The 19778-nt window shown below is 60.6% G+C and carries 20 protein-coding genes; 11 read left to right on the forward strand and 9 right to left on the reverse strand.

Features of this window, described 5'->3' with window-relative positions:
- The first annotated feature begins 207 nt into the window (after positions 1-207).
- From JN524_RS17720 to JN524_RS17765, 10 genes are all read left to right on the forward strand, one after another.
- Positions 208-1182 (forward strand): KpsF/GutQ family sugar-phosphate isomerase, encoded by a 975-nt coding sequence (locus JN524_RS17720; protein ID WP_027610849.1) that lies wholly within the window; start codon positions 208-210, stop codon positions 1180-1182.
- Positions 1182-1706 (forward strand): KdsC family phosphatase, encoded by a 525-nt coding sequence (locus JN524_RS17725; RefSeq protein ID WP_007967216.1) that lies wholly within the window; start codon positions 1182-1184, stop codon positions 1704-1706. Before JN524_RS17720 ends, JN524_RS17725 begins: the two co-directional genes overlap by 1 nt.
- A gap of 8 nt (positions 1707-1714) precedes the next feature.
- Positions 1715-2287 (forward strand): LPS export ABC transporter periplasmic protein LptC, encoded by a 573-nt coding sequence (gene lptC, locus JN524_RS17730; protein ID WP_202370169.1) that lies wholly within the window; start codon positions 1715-1717, stop codon positions 2285-2287.
- The gene (gene lptA, locus JN524_RS17735; protein WP_025109456.1) at positions 2274-2819 is read left to right on the forward strand and encodes a lipopolysaccharide transport periplasmic protein LptA; all 546 of its coding nucleotides are present in this window, start codon (positions 2274-2276) and stop codon (positions 2817-2819) included. The genes lptC and lptA overlap by 14 nt, the downstream gene beginning before the upstream one ends.
- Positions 2819-3544 (forward strand): LPS export ABC transporter ATP-binding protein, encoded by a 726-nt coding sequence (lptB, locus tag JN524_RS17740; RefSeq protein WP_007967211.1) that lies wholly within the window; start codon positions 2819-2821, stop codon positions 3542-3544. The genes lptA and lptB overlap by 1 nt, the downstream gene beginning before the upstream one ends.
- Before the next feature lie 277 nt (positions 3545-3821).
- A complete protein-coding gene (locus tag JN524_RS17745; protein WP_202370170.1) occupies positions 3822-5315 on the forward strand; it encodes an RNA polymerase factor sigma-54 in 1494 nt (497 codons plus the stop codon).
- 73 nt (positions 5316-5388) lie between these two features.
- Complete coding sequence (gene hpf, locus JN524_RS17750) at positions 5389-5697, forward strand: ribosome hibernation-promoting factor, HPF/YfiA family (protein ID WP_025109458.1); 309 nt, start codon at positions 5389-5391, stop codon at positions 5695-5697.
- Between the two features lie 12 nt (positions 5698-5709).
- Positions 5710-6174: a PTS IIA-like nitrogen regulatory protein PtsN gene (gene ptsN / locus JN524_RS17755; protein ID WP_202370171.1), complete on the forward strand. Its 465-nt coding sequence runs from the start codon at positions 5710-5712 to the stop codon at positions 6172-6174.
- 2 nt (positions 6175-6176) lie between these two features.
- Entirely contained in the window at positions 6177-7034 is an 858-nt protein-coding gene (rapZ, locus tag JN524_RS17760; RefSeq protein WP_202370172.1) for an RNase adapter RapZ, read from the forward strand.
- Positions 7035-7049: 15 nt separating this feature from the next.
- Entirely contained in the window at positions 7050-7325 is a 276-nt protein-coding gene (locus JN524_RS17765; RefSeq protein WP_003221684.1) for an HPr family phosphocarrier protein, read from the forward strand.
- A 93-nt stretch (positions 7326-7418) separates the two neighbouring features.
- Here the strand turns inward: JN524_RS17765 and JN524_RS17770 are convergent, their stop codons facing one another.
- From JN524_RS17770 to pmbA, 6 genes are all read right to left on the reverse strand, one after another.
- The gene (locus JN524_RS17770) at positions 7419-8312 is read right to left on the reverse strand and encodes a ZIP family metal transporter (RefSeq protein ID WP_202370173.1); all 894 of its coding nucleotides are present in this window, start codon (positions 8310-8312) and stop codon (positions 7419-7421) included.
- A 30-nt stretch (positions 8313-8342) separates the two neighbouring features.
- On the reverse strand, positions 8343-8954 hold the full coding sequence (locus JN524_RS17775) for a superoxide dismutase (RefSeq protein ID WP_202370174.1): 612 nt from the start codon (positions 8952-8954) through the stop codon (positions 8343-8345).
- Between the two features lies 1 nt (position 8955).
- The gene (locus JN524_RS17780; RefSeq protein ID WP_202370175.1) at positions 8956-9396 is read right to left on the reverse strand and encodes a hypothetical protein; all 441 of its coding nucleotides are present in this window, start codon (positions 9394-9396) and stop codon (positions 8956-8958) included.
- 27 nt (positions 9397-9423) lie between these two features.
- Positions 9424-10800 (reverse strand): class II fumarate hydratase, encoded by a 1377-nt coding sequence (locus tag JN524_RS17785; RefSeq protein ID WP_202370176.1) that lies wholly within the window; start codon positions 10798-10800, stop codon positions 9424-9426.
- A complete protein-coding gene (locus JN524_RS17790) occupies positions 10781-11188 on the reverse strand; it encodes a FagA protein (protein WP_202370177.1) in 408 nt (135 codons plus the stop codon). The genes JN524_RS17785 and JN524_RS17790 overlap by 20 nt, the downstream gene beginning before the upstream one ends.
- A 248-nt stretch (positions 11189-11436) precedes the next feature.
- Positions 11437-12783 carry a metalloprotease PmbA gene (gene pmbA / locus JN524_RS17795; protein WP_442964281.1) on the reverse strand — a complete coding sequence of 449 codons (1347 nt, stop codon included), beginning with the start codon at positions 12781-12783 and terminating at the stop codon, positions 11437-11439.
- A gap of 108 nt (positions 12784-12891) precedes the next feature.
- Between pmbA and yjgA the strand changes: the two genes are divergently transcribed.
- The gene (yjgA, locus tag JN524_RS17800) at positions 12892-13416 is read left to right on the forward strand and encodes a ribosome biogenesis factor YjgA (protein ID WP_003221672.1); all 525 of its coding nucleotides are present in this window, start codon (positions 12892-12894) and stop codon (positions 13414-13416) included.
- A gap of 105 nt (positions 13417-13521) precedes the next feature.
- On the opposite strand, the gene tldD is transcribed toward yjgA, so the two are convergent.
- The 3 genes from tldD to JN524_RS17815 all read right to left on the reverse strand — a co-directional run bounded on the left by tldD (position 13522) and on the right by JN524_RS17815 (position 19767).
- Positions 13522-14964: a metalloprotease TldD gene (gene tldD / locus JN524_RS17805; RefSeq protein WP_007961588.1), complete on the reverse strand. Its 1443-nt coding sequence runs from the start codon at positions 14962-14964 to the stop codon at positions 13522-13524.
- Positions 14965-14968: 4 nt separating this feature from the next.
- Positions 14969-15829 carry a carbon-nitrogen hydrolase family protein gene (locus JN524_RS17810; RefSeq protein ID WP_202370179.1) on the reverse strand — a complete coding sequence of 287 codons (861 nt, stop codon included), beginning with the start codon at positions 15827-15829 and terminating at the stop codon, positions 14969-14971.
- A 134-nt stretch (positions 15830-15963) separates the two neighbouring features.
- Positions 15964-19767, reverse strand: a complete 3804-nt coding sequence (locus tag JN524_RS17815) for a YhdP family protein (protein ID WP_202370180.1) — start codon at positions 19765-19767, stop codon at positions 15964-15966.
- Between the last annotated feature and the right edge of the window lie 11 nt (positions 19768-19778).

Consider the following 19778-nt stretch of genomic DNA (forward strand, 5'->3'; position numbering starts at 1 on the left):
GCAGGCCGAACTGGCGGCGAACTATATCACTGCAAAGGCCAAGCGCCCAAGGCCCATGCCCCCCTGTGTTCAGCGATATGACAGGCGCGGCCGCGCTTTTTCAGGGTTTTGGTTACGAGGAATGACAAAGCACGACGAACTTGCGTGAGGCTTTTCAACATAACCGCTATAATCGCCGCCTTTTCATCGGGCTATACGATTTCTGACATGAGCCAATCCAGCGACCTGATTCAATCGGCACAACGCACCATCCGCCTCGAAGTGGAAGCCGTACAAGGCTTGTTGCCCCATATCGACGCCGATTTCGTACGCGCTTGCGAGATGATTCTGGCCAGCAAAGGCCGTGTGGTCGTGGTCGGCATGGGCAAATCCGGGCACGTCGGCAACAAGATTGCCGCGACCCTGGCCAGCACCGGCACCCCGGCATTTTTCGTCCACCCCGCCGAAGCCAGTCATGGCGACATGGGCATGATCACCCGTGACGACGTGATTCTCGCCCTCTCCAACTCCGGCTCGACCAACGAAATCGTCACCTTGCTGCCCCTGATCAAGCGCCTGGGTATCCAGTTGATCAGCCTGACCGGCAATCCGCAGTCGCCTTTGGCCAAGGCCGCCGAAGTCAATCTCAATGTTCACGTCGAGCACGAAGCCTGCCCGCTGAACCTGGCGCCGACTTCCTCGACCACCGCAGCGCTGGTCATGGGCGATGCCCTGGCCGTGGCGCTGCTGGAAGCGCGTGGTTTCACCGCCGAAGATTTTGCTTTTTCGCACCCGGGCGGCGCTCTGGGTCGACGTCTGTTGCTGAAAGTGGAAAACGTCATGCATGCCGGGCAAGAGCTGCCGCAAGTGCAGCGCGGCACCCTGCTCAAGGACGCGCTTATGGAAATGACCCGCAAGGGTCTGGGCATGACCGCGATCGTTGAGGCCGATGGCAAGCTGGCCGGGATCTTCACCGACGGCGATTTGCGCCGCACCCTGGATCGCAGCATCGACATCCGCAGCGCCACCATCGACCAGGTCATGACCGCACACGGCAAGACCGCACGGCCGGAGATGCTCGCCGCCGAAGCCCTGAAAATCATGGAAGACCACCGAATCAACGCACTGGTGGTCGTGGACGAAGAAGATCGCCCGATCGGCGCCTTCAACCTCTCCGATCTGCTGCGTGCAGGAGTGATGTAATGACCACCGATCTGCTGCAACGCGGCAAAGCGATCAAACTGGCGGTGTTCGACGTCGACGGCGTCCTCACCGACGGGCGCCTGTACTTCCTCGAAGACGGCAGCGAATTCAAGACCTTCAACACCCTCGATGGCCAGGGCATCAAGATGCTGATGAATGCCGGTGTCGAGACCGCCATCATCAGTGGCCGCAAGACGCCGGTGGTTGAACGCCGGGCGAAGAACCTCGGCATCCCGCACCTGTTTCAGGGCCGCGAAGACAAATTGGTGGTTCTGGACGGTCTACTGGCGCAACTGGGCCTAAGCTATGAACAGGTCGCCTACCTGGGTGACGACCTGCCTGACCTGCCGGTGATCCGCCGCGTAGGCCTGGGCATGGCCGTTGCCAATGCTGCCGACTTCGTGCGCGAACACGCCCATGGCGTCACTCGGGCCCGCGGTGGCGAAGGTGCCGCCCGTGAATTCTGCGAATTGATCCTGCGCGCCCAGGGCCGCCTTGATGCGGCCAACGCCGCGTACCTGTGAGCCAAATCATGTTTAGCAAAAAATTTCGCAACTTCCTGCTGTTCGGCTGCATCGCTGCGATGTTTGCGGCGGTCGGCTACTGGAACATCAGTCCGGAACGTTTCCTCGACAAGCCTGTGGCCAAGGTCGAAGACACTGCCATCGACTGGTACGCCACCAATACGCATACCCTGCAATACCTGCCGGACGGCAAAGTGCAGTACGAAATGACGTCGGACAAGGCCGAACACCTGAAAGCGACGGATGTGACTCTGGTGACCAAACCCGATCTCAACATGTATCGCGGCACCGAGTTTCCGTGGCACGTGACCAGCGAACGCGGCGAAGTGAATCCGGACGGAACGCAGGTAGAATTGATCGACTCGGTACGCATCAAGCGCACCGATGAAAAGAAACGCGACACCCTGATCACCAGCACACGCATGACGGTGTTCCCTCAGCAGCAATATGCGCAGACCGAGCAACCCGTTAGAATCGACGGCGCTGGCGGTGTATCGACTGGCGTGGGAATGAAGGCGTATTTGAAGGACAGCAGGATACACCTGCAATCGAACGTAAGAGGACAGTATGAGGCTCGTTAAAACCCTCCCTATTTTGCTCAGTCTGGGCGCAGCACTGGGAAGCGTGAGCGCCTGGGCTCTGCCGAACGATCAGCAGCAACCTATCCGCATTCAGGCCGACGACGCCCAGCTGGACGACAAGAACGGCATCGCCACCTATAAAGGTGACGTGATCATCACCCAGGGCTCGATGATCGTTAAGGGCAATACGGTGACCATCACCCGTACTCCGACCGGCGATATCGACGTGGTGACCTCGGTGGGCAACCTTGCCTACTTCGAGCAACTGCAAACCCAGGGCGACACCAAGCCTGTACAGGGTTGGGGCGTGACGATCCAGTACCACGCCGCGCAAAACCGCGTCGTGCTGATCGACAAGGCCAAGGTTGTCGACAAGGACAACAACACCACCCAGGGCGAAAAAATCGTCTATGACACGGTGAGAAAACTGGCCAGCGCCGGTCGCGCTACCGGCAACAAAGTCACCGAGACGCGTCCGCGCATCGATATGGTGATCCAGCCGAAGAAGAAAACCGACGAGAAAACCCAGTAATGGCAACTCTGAAAGCTCAACACCTGGCCAAGGCCTATAAAAGCCGCCAGGTTGTGCGCGACGTCAGCCTGTCGATCGACAGCGGCCAGATCGTTGGCCTGCTCGGCCCGAACGGCGCCGGCAAGACCACCTGCTTCTACATGATCGTCGGTCTGGTGCAGGCCGATCAGGGTCGCGTGCTGATCGATGATCTGGACGTCAGCCATCAGCCGATGCACGGCCGTGCCAAGGCTGGTATCGGCTATCTGCCGCAAGAAGCGTCGATCTTCCGCAAACTGTCGGTGGCCGATAACATCATGGCCATCCTCGAAACCCGCACGGAACTCGACAAGGCCGGTCGTCGCAAGGAACTGGAAAGCCTGCTGCAGGAATTCCACATCAGCCACATCCGCGACAACCTCGGCATGAGCCTGTCCGGTGGTGAACGCCGCCGGGTGGAAATCGCCCGTGCCCTGGCGACCGCACCGAAATTCATCCTGCTCGACGAACCGTTCGCCGGTGTCGACCCGATCTCGGTCGGCGACATCAAGCAGATCATCCACCACCTCAAGGCCAAGGGCATCGGTGTACTGATCACCGACCACAACGTGCGTGAGACCCTGGATATCTGCGAGACCGCCTACATCGTCAACGATGGTCAACTGATCGCTGAAGGCGATGCGGCGACCATCCTTGCCAATGATCTGGTGAAGGAAGTGTACCTGGGCCACGAGTTCCGCCTCTAAAGCGCGATCGCATTCGGCCAGCCGTTCGGGTGCTGTAACGTTGAAGCTGATTTTTTATACGCTTTTATTGTTACAGCGCTCTGGGCAGACACGACGCCTCAAAGATGTTCACCGCGCTTCGACGCGCTGCGTCAACAAAGTTTTATACGCTTTTATTGTTACAGCGCTCTAGGCAAACACGACAGTTTCAGGCATATAATTTGCTTAAGTTTGGCGCTCCGGCGCCCTGTAGTGGATGGCGCATGCGCGCCGGCGAATAAGGTGTTAAGCCCCTGCCATGAAACCATCGCTAGTCTTGAGAATGGGCCAGCAGCTGACGATGACACCGCAGCTGCAACAGGCCATCCGCCTGCTCCAATTGTCGACCCTGGACCTGCAACAGGAAATCCAGGAGGCCCTGGAATCCAATCCGATGCTCGAACGCCAGGAAGAAGGCGACGACTTCGACAACTCCGATCCTTTGGCCGACAACGTCGAACAAAAACCCAACACCGACATTCAGGAACCCTCCTATCAGGAAACCGCCCCGACGGTGGACAACCTGGAGGAAGGCGAATGGAACGAGCGTATTCCCAACGAGCTGCCGGTCGACACTGCCTGGGAAGACGTCTACCAGACCAGCGCCAGCAGCCTGCCCAGCAGCGATGACGACGAGTGGGATTTCACCACCCGCACCTCTGCCGGGGAAAGCCTGCAAAGCCATTTGCTGTGGCAATTGAATCTGGCGCCGATGTCCGACACCGACCGCCTGATCGCCGTGACCCTGATCGACTGCATCAACAATCAGGGCTACCTCGACGAAACCCTCGAAGAAATTCTCGACGCCTTTGATCCGGAGCTCGACATCGAGCTGGACGAGATCGAAGCCGTTCTGCACCGCATCCAGCAATTCGAGCCAGCCGGCATCGGCGCACGCAACCTCGGCGAATGCCTGTTGCTGCAACTACGTCAGCTCCCGGCCAAGACCCCGTGGCTCAACGAAGCCAAACGTCTGGTCAGCGATTACATCGACCTGCTCGGCAGTCGCGACTACAGCCAGTTGATGCGGCGCATGAAGCTCAAGGAAGACGAGTTGCGCCAGGTCATCGAACTTGTGCAAAGCCTCAATCCGCGCCCGGGCTCACAGATCGAATCGACCGAAGCCGAGTACGTGGTGCCCGATGTCATTGTGCGCAAGGACAACGAGCGCTGGCTGGTCGAGCTCAATCAGGAGTCAGTGCCCCGCCTGCGGGTCAACGCGCAGTACGCCGGCTTCGTCCGTCGCGCCGACACCAGCGCCGACAACACCTTCATGCGCAACCAGTTGCAAGAGGCACGCTGGTTCATCAAGAGCCTGCAAAGCCGCAACGAAACCCTGATGAAAGTGGCCACCCAGATCGTCGAGCATCAACGCGGCTTCCTGGAATATGGCGACGAAGCCATGAAGCCGTTGGTCCTGCACGATATCGCCGAGGCAGTCGGCATGCACGAATCGACGATTTCCCGGGTCACCACGCAGAAATTCATGCATACCCCGCGCGGTATTTATGAACTGAAATACTTTTTCTCCAGCCACGTCAGCACCTCCGAAGGCGGTGAATGCTCGTCGACGGCGATCCGCGCGATCATCAAAAAACTGGTTGCGGCGGAAAATCAGAAAAAGCCGTTGAGTGACAGCAAGATCGCTGGTTTACTGGAGGCACAAGGCATTCAGGTGGCTCGCCGCACCGTCGCCAAGTACCGCGAATCCCTCGGGATCGCGCCTTCGAGCGAACGCAAGCGGTTGATGTAAGCCACGTTACAGCGTTCCAGTGGCAGGCTTTTCGGCCTGCCGCTTTATGCACTGGCAACGAAGGAGAAGCTGTATGCAAGTCAACATCAGTGGACACCAACTGGAAGTGACCGAACCTCTGCGCACCTACATCAACGAGAAACTCGAACGATTGGAGCGCCATTTCGACAAGATCACCAACGTGCAAGTCACGATGTGCGTCGAAAAGCTCAAGCAGAAAATCGAAGCCACCTTGCATATACCCGGCAGCGAAGTGGTCGCTAACGCAGAAGATACTGACATGTACGCTGCGATCGACTCACTGACCGACAAGCTGGATCGCCAACTCAAAAAGCATAAGGAAAAGACCCAGAGCCTCCTTCAGGGCGCGACAGGTCGTTAACACTCCCAACCCATGATCCGACTTGAAAGTATCCTGACCCCCGGCCGTTCCTTGGTGAACGTGCCGGGCGGCAGTAAAAAGAAAGCCCTCGAACAGATTGCCAACCTGATCGCCCGCGAAGTGTCGGGTCTGGAGATGCAAGATGTCTTCGAAGCGCTGGTCGCCCGTGAGAAACTCGGTTCCACCGGTTTCGGCAACGGCATCGCCATCCCCCACTGCCGCCTCAAAGGCTGTGAAGCGCCTATCAGCGCCTTGATGCATCTTGAGGCGCCCATCGATTTCGACGCAATCGACGGCGCGCCGGTTGACCTGCTGTTCGTCCTGCTGGTCCCGGAAGCCGCCACCGATGCTCACCTGGAATTACTGCGCCAGATCGCCAGCATGCTCGATCGCAAGGAAGTGCGCGAAAAACTGCGCAGCGCACCGAGCAATGAAGCCTTGTATCAGGTCGTCCTGAGCGAGCAGAACGGTCACTAATCATGCGTTTGATCATCGTCAGTGGCCGCTCCGGCTCGGGTAAAAGTACTGCGCTGAATGTTCTTGAGGACAACGGCTACTACTGCATCGACAACCTGCCGGCCGGTCTGCTGCCGGAACTCGCCGAACGCGCCCTGATTCATACCGAGCTGGCTCAGCCGTTGGTGGCTGTGTCGATCGATGCACGCAATCTGCCGAGCCACCTGTCGCGTTTCCCCGAACTGCTTGAAGAAGTCCGTGCCCGGCACATCCAGTGCGATGTGTTGTATCTGGATGCCGACGAAGAAACCCTGCTCAAGCGCTTCTCGGAAACCCGCCGGCGCCATCCGTTGAGCACTGCCGATCGCTCGCTGGCCGAGGCAATCAACGACGAGACCGCCCTGCTCGGCCCGATCGCCGATCTGGCCGACCTCAAGGTCAACACCACCAATCTGAATCTGTACCAGTTGCGTGACACCATCAAGCTGCGCCTGCTGAACCAGCCGGAGCCGGGGACGGCGTTTCTGGTCGAATCGTTCGGTTTCAAGCGCGGCATGCCAGTGGACGCGGATCTGGTGTTCGACGTGCGCTGCCTGCCCAATCCGTACTGGAAGCCTGAATTGCGCGCGCAATCCGGACTCGACGCACCGGTTGCCGAGTATCTGGCGACGCAGCCGGAGGTCGAGGAGATGTTCCAGGACATCTACGGCTACTTGAATAAATGGTTGCCGCGCTTTGCGGCGAGCAATCGCGCCTATGTCACCATTGCCATTGGCTGCACCGGCGGGCATCACCGCTCCGTTTACCTGACCGAACGCCTGGGTCAGGCCCTGCAGAAAACCCTGAAGAACGTCCAGGTTCGCCACCGCGACCTCACCTAAAGGATTCACACCGCGATGCCTGCTCTGGAAATCGAAATCATCAATAAACTGGGCCTGCATGCCCGAGCGTCGGCCAAGTTCGTCGGGGTGGCGGGCCAGTTCCCGGATTGCACGATCAGAGTGGGTCGCACGCCAGAAACCACAGTGGATGGCAAAAGCATCATGGCGATGATGATGCTCGCCGCCGGCAAGGGCACGAAGATCTATCTGAGCACCGAAGGCCATCAGGAACAGGAAGCGCTGGATGCGCTGGTGGCGTTGATCAACAACTACTTCGATGAGGGTGGTTGATCCTTAAAAGATCAAAAGATCGCAGCCTGCGGCAGCTCCTACAGTGAACGCATTCCAATGTAGGAGCTGCCGCAGGCTGCGATCTTTTGATATTCAGCCCAACGCGGTATCCATCACCATCATCAGACAGAAGCCGATCAGCAAGCCAAGACTGGCGAGCTTGTCATGACCATTGCGTCGCGACTCGGGAATCACCTCGTGCGTCACCACCAGCAACATCGCCCCCGCCGCCAGCGCCAGCCCCAACGGCAATAAAAGCTCCGCCAGACTGACCAGCCAGGCACAGAGCAGTGCAAACACCGGTTCGACCAGTCCTGACGCCGCACCGATCAAGAATGCCTTGACCCGCGACATTCCCGCCCCCGCCAGCACCAGCGCAATCACCAACCCCTCTGGCACATCCTGCAAGGCGATGCCCATCGCCAGACTGTCGGCATCTGGCATGCCGCCGCCAGCGGACACCCCCACCGCCATGCCTTCCGGGATGTTGTGAGCAATGATGGCGAAGACGAACAGCCAGATGCGCGGCGGAATCACCGGGTGCTCGGGGGTACCGACGAGCATTTCCGGTGAGGCGCCGGACAGTTTCAGATCCACCAGATACAAACCGAATGCACCAAGCATGATGCCGAAGCAGATCAACCCGCTGGCGGCCCACGGTGTCAGGCCCAGACTTTCGGCAGCAGCGATGCCCGGCACGATCAGCGAAAACGCGGTCGCCGCCAGCATCACCCCGGCGCCGAACCCCAGCAGCGTATCGCTGAGCCTCTGCGGCATGCGCCGGATCACCAGCACCGGCACCGCGCCGAGCGCCGTGCCGAGGGCGCAGATCGCGCCGCCCTGCAATGCGCGGGACAATCGCGGCTGCAGATCCAGCCACTCCAGCCCGTGCACCGCCAGCAGGCTCATGCCCGCCAGCAGTAACAGCGACCCGACCGCGTAACGAAACATGCGCCCACCGCCAATCGCCAGTGTTTCAGTGCCCATAGTCAGCCTTGGATTGTTTTTATGGATGACTTAAACCAGCGCAGCCTGATAACGCGCGGCAACTTCAGGCCAATTGATCACGTTGTAGAACGCGTTGATGTATTCCGGGCGGCGGTTCTGGTAACGCAAGTAGTAGGCGTGCTCCCAGACGTCCAGACCGAGAATCGGCGTATTGCCGTTCATCAACGGGCTGTCCTGATTGCCGCTGCTTTCCACGATCAGCTTCTTCTCGGGAGTGACGCTGAGCCAGGCCCAGCCGCTGCCGAAACGGGTCAGCGCAGCTTTGGTGAAGGCTTCCTTGAAACTGTCGAGACCGCCCAATTGCTCATCGATTGCCTTGGCCAGCACGCCATCCGGCTTGCCACCGCCGTTGGGCACCATGACTTCCCAGAACAACGAATGGTTGGCATGCCCGCCGCCCTGGTTGATCACCGCCGCACGGAGTTTTTCCGGCAACTGCTGAACGCTGGCGACCAGTTTTTCTACCGGCCATTCGGCGTACTCGGTGCCTTCGACGGCGGCATTGAGGTTATTGATGTAGGTCTGGTGGTGCTTGGTGTAGTGAATCTCCATAGTTTGCGCATCGATGTGCGGTTCCAGGGCGTCGTAGGCGTAAGGCAAGGCAGGCAAGGTAAAAGCCATTTCAATGGACTCCATGGTGATGTGAGGCTGACGCACGGCGTGCATTGCCGGTGTCCGGGTGCAGCAGACGCTGGGTGCGCGGGTATTCGCCGTGCTCGCTGATGAAATTCAGCAGTTCGACGTAGGTCTTGCTGCTCTGGCGCAACGCCGCTTCACGCAGCGCCGAGCGCAGGCGCTCGTCCTGCATGGTCTGCAACAGCCGCTGATGAATCGCGCAAAGGTACTCGGCACTCTCCTCCGGCTGATTCAGGCGCAGGTGCAAGTCCGCCAGGTTGTGATGGGAGATGACGCACGCCGCCACCGCTTCGTCGGCGTCCGCCCAGCGTTCGAACAGTACTTGCGCCAGGGCCAGGGCTTGCAGATAAGCCTCGCGGGCATCAATCAGCTCGCCCAGCATGAAGCAGCGATTGGCCCGTTCGATCGTGCGTTTCCAGTGCTCCATGGTGAGCCTCCAAAGCGGTTGCGGGGTTTACACGCCGCCGGCGGTGAGTTTCTCGGGGTTGAGCAACTCTTCCAGTTGGCTGCGCGACAGGTCGGTGTGTTCCAGCGCGACGTCGATCACCGGGCGCCCTTGTCTGTAGGCCTGCTTGGCGATTTCAGCGGCTTTCTGATAGCCGATGATCGGGTTCAGCGCGGTGACCAGGATCGGATTACGCGACAGCGCTTCCTTGAGCCGCGACTCGTTGACCTTGAAACTGGCAATCGCCTTGTCGCCGAGCAGGCGGCTGGCATTGGCCAGCAGTTCGATGCTGCTCAGCAGGTTCTGGGCGATGATCGGCAGCATCACGTTCAGTTCGAAGTTGCCCGACTGGCCGGCGATGGTGATCACCGAGTCGTTACCGATCACCTGCGCGGCGACCATCGCGGTGGCTTCCGGAATCACCGGGTTGACCTTACCCGGCATAATCGAGGAGCCCGGTTGCAGGGCTTCCAGTTCGATCTCGCCAAGGCCGGCGAGCGGACCGGAGTTCATCCAGCGCAGGTCGTTGGCGATTTTCATCAGCGACACGGCGGTGGCCTTGAGCTGACCGGAGACGGCGACGGCGGTGTCCTGCGAGCCGATCAGGGCGAACAGATCCTTGCCCGGAGTGAATTGCACATTCGTCAGTTGGCTCAATTGGCGGCTGAAACGCGCGGAGAATTCCGGATGCGCATTGATCCCGGTGCCGACCGCCGTGCCGCCCTGCGCCAGCGATTGCAGGCTCGGCAGCAAGTCCTGCAGATGACCGATGTTGGCCTTGAGCTGCTGCGCCCAGCCATTGAGCACCTGGCTCATGCGCACCGGCATCGCGTCCATCAAGTGCGTGCGGCCGGTTTTGACGTGGTGGTGCACCTGTTCGGCTTTGTTTTCGATGACCTGCACCAGATGCAACAGCGCCGGCAGCAGCTGCTCATGCAGGGCCAACGCCGCGCTGACGTGGATGGTGGTTGGAATGATGTCGTTGCTACTCTGGCCGCAGTTGACGTGATCGTTCGGGTTGACCGGCTCGCCGAGCAGCCGGCTGGCGAGGGTCGCGATCACTTCGTTGGCGTTCATGTTGGAGCTGGTGCCGGAGCCGGTCTGGAAGATATCCACCGGGAAATGCTGCATGAAATCGCCTTCGAGCAGGCCTTGCGCGGCATCGCTGATGGCTTTGCCCTGGCCGGCGCTGAGCTGGTTGAGTTCGACGTTGGCCCGGGCGGCGGCGGCTTTGGCGAGGATCAGCGCACGAATGAATTGCGTCGGCATCGGTTTGCCGCTGATCGGGAAGTTATCCACTGCACGTTGGGTCTGCGCGCCATAGAGAGCGTCCACCGGCACCTGCAGTTCGCCCATGCTGTCGCGCTCAATACGAGTCTTGGTCATCGGTAAATCCTTGGACTAATTCAATGAGAGGAATCGAGGGAAGCAACTCGCAGGTCGCCAGTTGCCAGGTGTAGCGCTGCCAGCGCTGGAGCCGGCAGTTGCACAGCGACAGGCGCTCCATTTCACGCAACGGCCGCCAGGCTTGATCGAGACACAGGCTGCGCCAGTGCCACGGCAAGGCGATATCGGTGGCCGTGTCGAGCAGCAAACGGAAGGAGGTTTCAGCGATGGTCCACGGGGAAGTCGCCGTGCAGCAGGCCAGATAACGGCCTTCGGCCAGGTAATGTTCGATCAGGCGCGGTTCGTCAGAATCCATCGCGCAACGGATCTGGCGACTCATCCAGCGCCAGCTTTCGAGGTACGGCTGCTCGTGCAAGGCAGAACTCATGATCCGGGACTCGTTCGGAGATGAGATTTATTATTAGATGATAATGAGAAGCAAAACAAGAGCGCCTGGTTACACAAACTCCATTGTGGGTGCGAGCCTGCTCGCGAAGGCGCCGTGTCAGTACCCGCTGCGGTCGGCTGCTATCGCTTTCGCGAGCAGGCTCGCTCCCACAAGGTTTTGTGTGGAGCCAAGAAAAAAGGCGCGCCACCCGATGAGGTGGCGCGCCTTTCTTGTCTGACCGCTGGGGCTTAGCTACCCGCCACAGTCATTCGCTCGATCAATACCGAACCCGTGCGAATATTGCTGCGCAATTCCAGATCATTACCGATTGCAACGATCTGTTTGAACATGTCGCGCATGTTGCCGGCGATGGTCACTTCCTGCACCGCGAACTGGATTTCGCCGTTCTCGACCCAGAAACCCGCCGCACCACGCGAATAATCGCCGGTGACCATGTTCAAGCCATGGCCCATCAACTCGGTAACCAACAAGCCACGGCCCATGCGCTTCAACAGCGCCGCCTGGTCTTCATCACCGTGAGTGACGAACAGGTTGTGCACGCCACCCGCGTTGGCGGTGCTCGGCATGCCGAGTTTGCGCCCGGAGTACGTGCCAAGGATGTACGACACCAACTCGCCCTTCTCGACGAACGGTTTGGCGTAGGTGGCCAGACCATCACCGTCGTAGGACGCACTGCCCATGGCGCGCATCAGGTGTGGACGCTCATCGATGGTCAGCCATTCCGGAAACAGCTTCTGCCCCAGCGTGCCTTCGAGGAACGACGACTTGCGATACAGGCTGCCGCCAGACACCGCCGACAGGAAGCTGCCGAACAAGCCGCCCGCCAGCTCGGCGGAAAACAGCACCGGCACTTCGCAGGTCGGCACCGGACGCGCGCCCAGACGGCTCGCCGCCCGTTGCGCGGCACGCTGGCCGATGCTCACCGGATCCGCCAGCAAACTGCCCTGACGGTTCACGTCATACCAGTAATCGCGCTGCATCTGGCCATCGGCTTCGGCGATCATCACGCAGCTCAGGCTGTGCCGGGTCGACGCGTAACCGCCGATGAAACCGTGGCTGTTGCCATACACACGGCAGCCCTGATGCGTGCTGAGGGTGGTGCCGTCGGCGTTCTTGATCCGCGCATCGGCGTCGAACGCGGCCGCTTCACAGATCAGCGCCTTCTCGATGGCCTGCTCAGGGGTGATGTCCCACTCGTGAAACAGATCGAAATCCTGCTGATCCCTGGCCATCAGCGCCGCATCAGCGAGGCCCGAAGCTTCGTCTTCAGAGGTGTGTTTGGCGATCGCCAGTGCAGCGGCAACGGTTTCACGAATCGCGTCCGGCCCGGTGGCGGAGGTGCTGGCCGAGCCTTTGCGCTGGCCGACGTACAGGGTGATGCCAAAGCCCTGGTCGCGGTTGAACTCGACCGTCTCGACCTCACGCTGGCGCACCGACGTCGACAAACCCTGCTCCAGTGACACCGCGACTTCACAGGCACTGGCGCCCTGACGCTTGGCTTCGGCGATGATCTGCTCGACCTGTTCCTGCAGTGCCGGCAATGCTTGCGGGCCGACGCTTTGAACTGCACTCATGCTCATCTCCACTCAAATTCTGCTTTCGGCTGGGGCCATCGAGCGACCGGGCCGGACAAGCGGCCCCCGACTGGTTATCATGGCGGCGTTTCTTTGCGGACTGCCACCATGGTTGATTCTTACGACGACTCCCTCGATACGGGAGAAAAAAGCAAATCTCAGGTCAAACGCGAGCTGCATGCTCTGGTTGACCTTGGCGAGCGCCTTACAACACTCAAGCCCGACTTGCAGGCAAAACTGCCATTGACCGACGCCTTGCGCCGGGCCCTGGCTGATGCGCCGAAGCACACCGCGAACATCGCGCGTAAACGGCACCTGCAGTTCATCGGCAAACTGATGCGCGATCAGGACACTGACGCGATTCTGGTCCTGCTCGATCAACTCGATGCCTCCACCCGTCAGTACAACGAGCGTTTCCACAACCTCGAACGCTGGCGTGACCGCCTGATCGCCGGTGACGATGCCGTGCTGGAGAAATTCGTCGTTGAATACCCCGACGCCGATCGCCAGCAATTGCGTTCCCTGATCCGTCAGGCTCAGCACGAGGTTGCGCAAAACAAACCTCCTGCTTCCAGCCGCAAGATCTTCAAGTACATCCGTGAGCTGGACGATACGCAACGCGGTCTGCGTTGATATCTCGCTCTTGTAGGAGCTGCCGCAGGCTGCGATCTTTTGACCTTGATTGTCAAAAGCAGATCAAAAGATCGCAGCCTGCGGCAGCTCCTACAGCTTTTTTGTTTATGCGCCCGTGCCACCCACGGTAATCGCATCGATCTTCAGCGTCGGCTGACCGACACCTACCGGCACCGACTGCCCGTCCTTGCCGCACGTGCCCACACCGCTGTCCAGCGCCAGATCGTTACCGACCATCGACACCCTGCTCATCGCCTCGGGACCGTTGCCGATCAACGTCGCGCCCTTGACCGGCGCGGTGATCTTGCCGTCCTCGATCAGGTACGCCTCGCTGGTGGAGAACACGAACTTGCCGCTGGTGATGTCGACCTGACCGCCGCCAAGGTTGGCGCAGTAGATGCCCTTCTTCACCGAAGCGATGATTTCCGCCGGATCGCTCTCGCCACCGAGCATGTAGGTGTTGGTCATGCGCGGCATCGGCAGATGCGCGTAGGACTCGCGACGACCGTTGCCGGTACGGGCCACGCCCATCAGGCGTGCGTTGAGCTTGTCCTGCATGTAACCCTTGAGCACGCCGTTTTCGATCAGCGTGGTGCACTCGGTCGGTGTGCCTTCGTCGTCGACGCTCAGCGAACCGCGACGGCCGCTCAACGTGCCGTCATCGACAATGGTGCAGAGCTTGGAAGCGACCATTTCGCCCATGCGCCCGCTGTAGGCCGAACTGCCCTTGCGGTTGAAATCGCCTTCCAGACCATGACCGACCGCTTCGTGCAGCAGCACACCGGACCAGCCCGAACCGAGAACGACAGGCAAGGTGCCGGCCGGTGCCGGAATCGCTTCCAGATTCACCAGTGCCTGACGCAGCGCTTCCCGGGCGTAGCCCATGGCGCGGTCTTCGGCGAGGAAATAACGGTAGTCGGTACGCCCGCCGCCGCCATGTCCGCCACGCTCGCGACGGCCATTCTGCTCGACGATCACGCTGACGTTGAAACGCACCAGCGGGCGCACGTCTGCAGCCAGGCCACCGTCGGTGGAGGCCACCAGAATCCGTTCCCAGACCCCGGCCATGCTCACGCTGACCTGCTGAATCCGTGGATCGAGGGCGCGGGTAGCGACGTCGATGCGCTTGAGCAACTCGACTTTCTCGGCGCGGCTCAGCACTTCCAGCGGATTGTCCGGCGCATACAACTGCGCGACATCCTGGGTGCTGAACGCCTGCACCGTGCCGTTCTGCCCGGCGCGGGAAATCGAGCGCGCGGCACGGGCCGCAGCCCCGAGGGCTTCGAGGGTGATCGCGTTGCTGTAGGCAAAACCGGTTTTCTCGCCGGACTGGGCACGCACGCCAACACCCTGGTCGAGGTTGAAGCTGCCTTCCTTGACGATCCCGTCTTCCAGCGACCACGACTCGGAGATCTGGCCCTGGAAATACAGATCGGCAGCATCGATGCCCGGGCCCGCCAGGTCACCGAGCACGCCTTGCAGGCTCTCGATGGTCACGCCGCCGGGCGCCAACAGGTGATCACTGACTGAGGACAACAACTCGCTCATAGGTTTACGCCTTAAATTCATGTTCTGAAGCAGGCCGCTGGGCGCCCTGCGAGAAAAACCGCCGATGACTCGTCACCGGCATTCGCGCCCTGATAGACGCTTGTTCATCACTGTCGCGTGCGGCCAACAATACCGCCTCGCCTTGATCCTGATGCGCCAGCACACGGCCCCACGGATCGATGATCGCCGCATGACCGAAGGTCTCACGCGGTCCCGGGTGGGTTCCGCCCTGCGCTGCCGCCAATACATAACACTGCGTCTCGATGGCACGGGCGCGAATCAGCACGTCCCAATGCGCCGCACCGGTCACTGCGGTGAAGGCCGACGGCGCGGTGATCAACTCGGCACCGGCGGCGCGCAGCTCACTGTACAGCTCCGGAAAGCGCAGGTCGTAACACACGGTCAGGCCAACTCGGCCGACCGGCGTGTCCGCTACCACCACGCCACTGCCATAAGCATAGTCATCGGATTCGCGATACCGCCCGCGATTGTCCGCCACATCGACATCGAACAGGTGCAATTTGTCATACCGCGCTACGGTTTCGCCCTGATCGTTGACCAGCAGCGAACAGGCGTGGGACTTGGCGTCCGGCTGCCCGAGCGGAGGCAACGGCAACGTGCCGGCCACTATCCATAACTTGAGGTCGCGGGCGGTCTGTTTCAACCATGGCAGGATCGGCCCTTCGCCGAGCGCTTCGGCACGGCCGATGTCGGCGATGTCGCGACGGCCCATGGCGGCGAAGTTTTCCGGCAGCACCGCCAGCTGCGCGCCGCCAGCCGCAGCCTGTTCGAGCAGGCGTCGAGCCTGCGCCAGATTGGCCAGCACATCACTCTGGCTGACCATTTGAATCACCGCAAAAGACATGGCCGCTCCTCAGAATCTGCACATAACCGTGTAGGAGCTGCCGCAGGCTGCGATCTTTTGATTTTGCTTTTAAAAACCAGATCAAAAGATCGCAGCCTGCGGCAGCTCCTACATAGGGGATAGCCTCATGCTACTCAAAAAGGCTTGTCGAAGGTGATTTTCGGCTCTTTCCACGGACCTTTGACGGTGTACTTGACGCTGGCGAAGCGTGCCACGCGGTCGCCGATCAGCTTGTCGATCAGGAACAATGCCCCGCCGACCGCCGGTGCGCCGACGATCAACGCAGCAATTGGCAGATTGTTGGTTACCGGCAAGGTCACCAGCAATTTTGCATCGACCTGATCGCCGACCAGATCCAGCGTACCGTCCAGCTCAAGGTTGCTCGAAGGACCGGTCAGACGAATCGGCTCGCGGGTGACATACACGCCGTTATTTGCCACCAACAGGCCCTTGACCCGATCGTAGCTCAAGCCTTTGCCAAACAAGTCGGAGAAGTCCAGACGCAGGCGACGGCCGATGGAGTTGAAGTTGAGCAGGCCAAACACCCGCAACGCCTGCGCGCCGCCCTCCACTTCTACGAACTGACCTTTATTGAGCGAAGCGTCCAGCGTGCCGGAGAAGCGCTTGGTCGCCAGCCATGCCGGCGAACCGGGCCAGCGGCCATCGACGTCCATGTGAAACTCTTCACTGGTCACGCTCGGCGCAAAGCCCCAGCCCTTGAGCACATCGGCAAGGTTCTTGCCGCTGATCCGGCCCTTGAACCAGCTGTTGGTCGAACCCGGCGCCCCTTCCCAGCCGCCATTACCCTGCAACAGGATGCCCTTGAGGCCCATGTCCAGATTGTTCAGGGCGATGCCTTTGGCCGTCGGGCGAACTTTCAGCGACCAGCCGCCCACCAGATCCTGGCCCAGAAACAACTGATTGATGGTGATATCCAGCGCGGGAATTTTCGTCGGGTCGACCGAAACCAGCGGATCGGGCGAATTCTCGTCAGCCTGCACCGTCGGATCCGGTGCCGGCAGGCGTACGTATTGCAGATTGACCGCGATCGGCGCGCCCTTGGCATCGGGCAGGCTGGCCGAGCCCTTGGCCTGCTGGCTGTCGAGCGCCAGATTCCACGCCCATGGCTTGCGATTGACCTGTACCGCAGCCTGATCCAGCGTGGTGCCGAAGGCTGTGAGCTTGCCCACCTTGAAGTCGGCACTGTTGAGTAATTGTTTGGCACTGCCGCCCGGATCGTTGCCGGCGTACTTATTGACCAGATCCTGCCACGGCGCGACGTCCAGCTCCGACAGCACACCGCGAATGCGCAAGCCCTTGGCCTCCGGCAGAACCGCGTCGCCCGTACCGAGGAACAATTCGCCTCGGCCATCAGCGATATTGCTCGGCGGCGCGGCGAAGGTGAAGCTCGCCAGTTGATCGTAGTTGACCCAGTAACGCCGCTCCGCACCTTGCAACGTCATGCGGAACACCGTGTCACGACCCTGCTCGGCCGACATGCCAAACGGTGCCGGCAGATCCACTGCCACACCTTTCATGCTGGAGCTGACAGTGAGCTGACTGTCAGTGCCATCGAGGTTGACCTGCAACTGATAGGGAATGGTCCCGGACACCGGCAACGGCTGAGTCACGCCCAGCCAGTCAGTAAGTTTCTTGACCTCGACCTGCCCGGAAGCCGCGACCCGAGTCTTGAGCTTGTTCGGGCTGCCATCAGCGAAAATCTGTGCGGTCACGGGCTTGTCGAAAGCCCTGGCGGCGATGTTCTGCCCGCTCAGTCCCTTGGCGCTGTCAAAACGGAAATCGCCCTTGAGCTGGCTCAGTTCCAGCTTCGGCTCAGCCAGTTTCAGGCGCGCATTGGCGGTCTTGAAATCGACGAGGATCTTCGGCAGATCGCCCTTTTCCAGCGGAATGTCGAGTTTGACCTTGCCCTGCAAATCGCCCTCGCCTTCCCAGCCGGCAAAGGTTTCGCCAGTGCCGATCGGCGCGGTCTGCAGAATCTTCAAGCCATCGCCCAGCCCGCCGACAAATCCGCCGTCGAGCAACAGATGGGTGGGCTGCCCGGCCGGCACATGGGGAATGTTGACGAAAACGTCGCTGACCTGGGTGTCTAGCAACTGGCCCTTGTCGGCCACGATGCGCACCCCGCTGTCCTCGATGAACACGTCGCCGCTGACCTTGCTCACGTGTGGCCAGCCCGGCTGGAACGCCAGCTCGGCGTCATGCACCTTGAAGAACAGGCTGATGCTGCGATCCACGTCCTTGGCGTTTTTGCTCAGCGACCCCTGGTACTGGAAGAAGCCCTGGTCCACGGCGCCCTTGAGGATCGCTGTACGCAGCCACTCGTCGAGGGCCGGGCTCAACACTTCGGGCAGGTATTTGGCGGTGTAGCGACCATCGCCATCGACCAGCCCGACGCGCAGGTCCATGTAGTCTTCCTGGCTATGGTCGAAGTGCAAGCGGATCAGGAAGTCGCCGGCAATCTTGCCCTCTTCGCCCAGCACTTTCAGGTACGGCGCGATCAGGGTGAAACCTTCTTTATCGAGCTTCCAGGTCAGTCGGGCATTGGCCTGGATGTATTGCCATGGCTTGGCGAAGATCGGGTCGAGGTGCAGGACGAAATCCTTGCTGTCCAGGCGCAACTCGCCACCGTCGAGGTTGCCGCTGAGGCTGCCACTGACGTTTCGCGCAGCCGGGGCACCGTGATAGGCATCGAAACCGACATTATCGAGGTTGGCCGCAAAGCCGAATTTCGATCCGTCGGTGGCATTGGGACGAAAATCCAGCAGCACGTTGCGCAGTCCACCCGTCACCTTCAGGTGGTCGACCACCGTGGCGACGTTCTCTGGCAACGGTCCCAGCGCATTGAGCAGCGGCGTGATCGGTGTCAGATCGAGGCGGTCGGCCTGCAAATGCCACAGCTCATCGGCCTTATCGGTGGCCACCGTCTGCTTGAGTTGCACATGGGATTCCCAGCGGGTCTCGCCAAAGTTCATCGCCAGCGAATCGAGAGTGACAATCGCGCCCTCGTCATCCCGCAGGTAATAGCCGTTGAGTGCCAGATTGCTGATCTTGATCGGCTTGCGCTCGGCATAAGCGCCGCTCACCTGTGGTGCGTTCAAACGGATGGCGGCGCTTTGCAGAGCGCCGTCGTTCCAGTTCACCCACAGCTCGCCGCCAGCCTTGATCTCGGAGAAATTCCACTGTTGAGTCAAACGCTCCGGCAGCCACTTTGACCAGTCGCTTTGCGGCAGACTGACATAGCCCTCCACCGAACTGTCCGGCAATTGAGAGGGGCGAATCCGCGTACGCAGGCTCATCGCCACCGGTTGCCCGTCGGGCAAGGTCAGACGAGCATCGAGACGCTGACGGCTGCTACCGGTTTTCAGATTGAGGCCGACATAAGTAAAGGTCATCGGCGCCTGATCCAGCGGCTGCACGGTCACCTGACTGTCGAGCACCGACAGTTGCTGAACCATCTGCGAGCGTTGGAACAATTGTTCGGGATCAAGCGGCTGGTCGCTCTGCACCGGCAGACCTTCCAGCGCCCAGGTGCCGTCCTGCGCTTCCTTGACGCTGATCTTCAGGCCGTTCAATTCCAGATGGGCGATGCGGACTTCGCGCGCCAGCAGACTGGCCCAGAGGTCAGGCACCACGCGCACCCGATCCAGACGCAGGGCATTGGCGCCGTCACCGACCATCACATCATGGGCCAGCAGAATCGGGGCGAAGCCGCTCCAGTTGCCTTCCAGCTCGCCGATCTGCAACGGCATGCCGAGCGCAGCCGTGGCCCTGTCTTCGATATCGGTGCGGTATTCCGCCACCAGTGGCGTCAGTTCCCGACCGAGGCTGACGTACAACGCCATCAACACCAGAACCAACGCGCACAGGCCCAGCCCCCAGCGGGTCAGTGCGGCCAAAATGCGTGTCAGACGCTCCATGTCAGTTGGCT

Origin of the sequence: Pseudomonas sp. MWU318, assembly GCF_016756945.1 — a bacterium.
Classification (GTDB): domain Bacteria; phylum Pseudomonadota; class Gammaproteobacteria; order Pseudomonadales; family Pseudomonadaceae; genus Aquipseudomonas; species Aquipseudomonas putida_A.

Coding starts and splice junctions, on each gene's coding strand:
- JN524_RS17720 (WP_027610849.1), top strand. CDS start 208: ATGAGCCAATCCAGCGACCTGATTCAATCGGCACAACGCACCATCCGC.
- JN524_RS17725 (WP_007967216.1), top strand. CDS start 1,182: ATGACCACCGATCTGCTGCAACGCGGCAAAGCGATCAAACTGGCGGTG.
- lptC (WP_202370169.1), top strand. CDS start 1,715: ATGTTTAGCAAAAAATTTCGCAACTTCCTGCTGTTCGGCTGCATCGCT.
- lptA (WP_025109456.1), top strand. CDS start 2,274: ATGAGGCTCGTTAAAACCCTCCCTATTTTGCTCAGTCTGGGCGCAGCA.
- lptB (WP_007967211.1), top strand. CDS start 2,819: ATGGCAACTCTGAAAGCTCAACACCTGGCCAAGGCCTATAAAAGCCGC.
- JN524_RS17745 (WP_202370170.1), top strand. CDS start 3,822: ATGAAACCATCGCTAGTCTTGAGAATGGGCCAGCAGCTGACGATGACA.
- hpf (WP_025109458.1), top strand. CDS start 5,389: ATGCAAGTCAACATCAGTGGACACCAACTGGAAGTGACCGAACCTCTG.
- ptsN (WP_202370171.1), top strand. CDS start 5,710: ATGATCCGACTTGAAAGTATCCTGACCCCCGGCCGTTCCTTGGTGAAC.
- rapZ (WP_202370172.1), top strand. CDS start 6,177: ATGCGTTTGATCATCGTCAGTGGCCGCTCCGGCTCGGGTAAAAGTACT.
- JN524_RS17765 (WP_003221684.1), top strand. CDS start 7,050: ATGCCTGCTCTGGAAATCGAAATCATCAATAAACTGGGCCTGCATGCC.
- JN524_RS17770 (WP_202370173.1), bottom strand. CDS start 8,312: ATGGGCACTGAAACACTGGCGATTGGCGGTGGGCGCATGTTTCGTTAC.
- JN524_RS17775 (WP_202370174.1), bottom strand. CDS start 8,954: ATGGCTTTTACCTTGCCTGCCTTGCCTTACGCCTACGACGCCCTGGAA.
- JN524_RS17780 (WP_202370175.1), bottom strand. CDS start 9,396: ATGGAGCACTGGAAACGCACGATCGAACGGGCCAATCGCTGCTTCATG.
- JN524_RS17785 (WP_202370176.1), bottom strand. CDS start 10,800: ATGACCAAGACTCGTATTGAGCGCGACAGCATGGGCGAACTGCAGGTG.
- JN524_RS17790 (WP_202370177.1), bottom strand. CDS start 11,188: ATGAGTTCTGCCTTGCACGAGCAGCCGTACCTCGAAAGCTGGCGCTGG.
- pmbA (WP_442964281.1), bottom strand. CDS start 12,783: ATGAGTGCAGTTCAAAGCGTCGGCCCGCAAGCATTGCCGGCACTGCAG.
- yjgA (WP_003221672.1), top strand. CDS start 12,892: ATGGTTGATTCTTACGACGACTCCCTCGATACGGGAGAAAAAAGCAAA.
- tldD (WP_007961588.1), bottom strand. CDS start 14,964: ATGAGCGAGTTGTTGTCCTCAGTCAGTGATCACCTGTTGGCGCCCGGC.
- JN524_RS17810 (WP_202370179.1), bottom strand. CDS start 15,829: ATGTCTTTTGCGGTGATTCAAATGGTCAGCCAGAGTGATGTGCTGGCC.
- JN524_RS17815 (WP_202370180.1), bottom strand. CDS start 19,767: ATGGAGCGTCTGACACGCATTTTGGCCGCACTGACCCGCTGGGGGCTG.